1 protein-coding gene and 2 pseudogenes are annotated in these 2,289 nt (G+C 68.9%); all 3 read left to right on the forward strand.

Features of this window, described 5'->3' with window-relative positions:
- Positions 1-843 (forward strand): annotated as a pseudogene (locus tag QZY44_RS24550) (phospholipase D-like domain-containing protein); the annotation flags it as partial.
- 15 nt (positions 844-858) lie between these two features.
- The gene (locus tag QZY44_RS24555; protein WP_295454334.1) at positions 859-1,839 is read left to right on the forward strand and encodes a DUF4351 domain-containing protein; all 981 of its coding nucleotides are present in this window, start codon (positions 859-861) and stop codon (positions 1,837-1,839) included.
- Positions 1,840-1,905: 66 nt separating this feature from the next.
- Positions 1,906-2,289, forward strand: a pseudogene (locus tag QZY44_RS24560) (DNA phosphorothioation system restriction enzyme); the annotation flags it as partial.

The following is a 2,289-nucleotide window of genomic DNA, read 5'->3' on the forward strand; positions in this document are numbered from 1 at the left end:
ATGCGCCTGGTCGTCTCCCCGCACCTGGAACCGGACGACTGCGCCGCCCTGGAACGCGCCCGCGACACCCCCGCCGCCGTCCTGCGCACCATCGCCGCCCGCAGCCTGGCCGAGATCGAAGACGCCCTGATCAAAGACCGGCTCAACGCCCTGGCCTGGCTCGCCGCCGCCGGCCTGCTGGAGATCAAACTGGCACTGCGGGTCACGGCCCAGGGCGGCTACGCCCGCGGCCTCTTCCACGCCAAGACCGGCGTCTTCTCCGACGACCGCGGCCACCACGTCAGCTTCTCCGGCTCAGCCAACGAGACCGCCGGCGGCCTGGTCGAAAACTTCGAGCACCTGGACGTGTTCCGCTCCTGGCAGGACCCGGAGGGCCGGGTCCAGGCCGCCATCGACGACTTCGAGGCCCTTTGGACCGGCCAAGTCCCGGGACTGCGCATCATCGACTTCAGCCAGGCCAGCCGGGCGCTGCTGGAGCGCTACCGCAACCCCGACGAGCCCCCGCCCGGCATCGACCCCAACCAAATCCGCGAACCCGGCCCCGGCGCCACCTTGGCCCCGCCCGCCGGACTCGAACTGCGCCCCTACCAGAAGGACGCCATCCGCGCCTGGAGCAAGGCCGGCGGGCGCGGCGTCTTCGCCATGGCCGCCCGGGGGCTTGCGCCGTCACCGCCGGAGTGCGCGAGGGAGCCGCACCGGCTTAGAATGCAGCCCATCGTCCGCGCAGCCGCCGCCCGGGGGTCTGGGCCTAACCATGGTTCCTGCCGGCGACCTTTGGTCCGCTGTGCGGACCCGCGACCTCGCCGCCAGCGCCGTGGTCGGCATCCTGATCAAGGCCCCTGAACCAGAGATTCAACCATGGCCGAGAGCGCCGACCAGCCCACCCCCGCGACCGACAACGACACCCCCTGGAAGAACGCCCTGGAGCACCACTTCCCGGAATTCCTTGCCTTCTACTTCCCGGACGCCTACGCTGAAATCGACTGGAGCTGCGGGTACCAATTCTTGGACAAGGAGTTGGCCCAAGTGGTCCAAGATGCCGAGTTGGGCAAGCGCTTCGTCGACAAGCTGGTCTGCGTCCACCGCCTGGACGGCACGCAGGACTGGGTCTACATCCACATCGAGATCCAGGGCGGCCACGACAGCGCCTTCCCCAAGCGCATGTTCATCTACAACTGCCGGCTCTTTCAACGCTACGACCGACCCGTCGCCAGCCTCGCCGTGCTCTCGGACGACAGCCCCAACTGGCGTCCGGGCGCCTTCGGCTGGGACCTGTTCGGCTGTCGGCACGTCCTGGAGTACCCGCTGGTCAAACTCCTCGACTATGCGCCCCGCCTGGAAGACCTGCTGTCAGACCCCAACCCCTTCGCCCTCGTCACTGCCGCGCATCTGCTTACCCGCCAGACCCGCGGCGACACTGAGCGCCGCTATGCTGCAAAATGGCGCCTCGCCCGGCTGCTCTACGAACGGGACTGGGATCGCCAGCGGATCATCGACCTCTTCGCCGTCATCGACTGGATGATGCGCCTGCCCCCCGAGTTGGAGAACAAGCTCTGGCAGGAACTTATCACCCTGGAGTGCAACAAGACCATGCCTTACGTCACGTCTGTCGAACGTATCGGATACCAACGGGGTCAGCTGGAAGGCCATAAGGAAGGCCGCCGCGCAGAAGCCTCGGCCCTGGTGCAAAAACTGCTGCGGCGCCGCTTCGGCGTACTGGCTCCGGAGATCGAGGAGCACATCGCCGCCTTGCCGCTGGAGCGCAACGAGGCCCTGATCGAGGCGCAACTCGACTTCACCGCGGTCGCCGACCTCGAAGCCTGGCTCCACCAACACTGAGCCGCCGCCTGGCAGCAGTAACCGGACGCATCGCCCAACCACTGCCCTAGCACGCCCGATCACCCAGTGCCCAACCTGACCGACCTCCCGCTGCAACTCACCTACCGCACCGGCCGCGACGACCTGGTCCGCGGCTTCTTCGTCCCCTGTCTCGAGGCCGCCGTGCTCTACCGCCGGGCCGCCGGCTACTTCACCAGCGCCGGCCTCGCACTGGCCGCCCGCGGCGTGGCCAGCCTGGCGTTGCGGCGCGGGCGGATGCGCCTGGTCGTCTCCCCGCACCTGGAACCGGACGACTGCGCCGCCCTGGAACGCGCCCGCGACACCCCCGCCGCCGTCCTGCGCACCATCGCCGCCCGCAGCCTGGCCGAGATCGAAGACGCCCTGGTCAAAGACCGGCTCAACGCCCTGGCTTGGCTCGCCGCCGCCGGCCTGCTGGAGATCAAACTGGCG

Origin of the sequence: uncultured Thiodictyon sp. (assembly GCA_903837595.1) — a bacterium.
In the GTDB taxonomy this organism is placed as follows: Bacteria; Pseudomonadota; Gammaproteobacteria; order Chromatiales; family Chromatiaceae; genus Thiodictyon.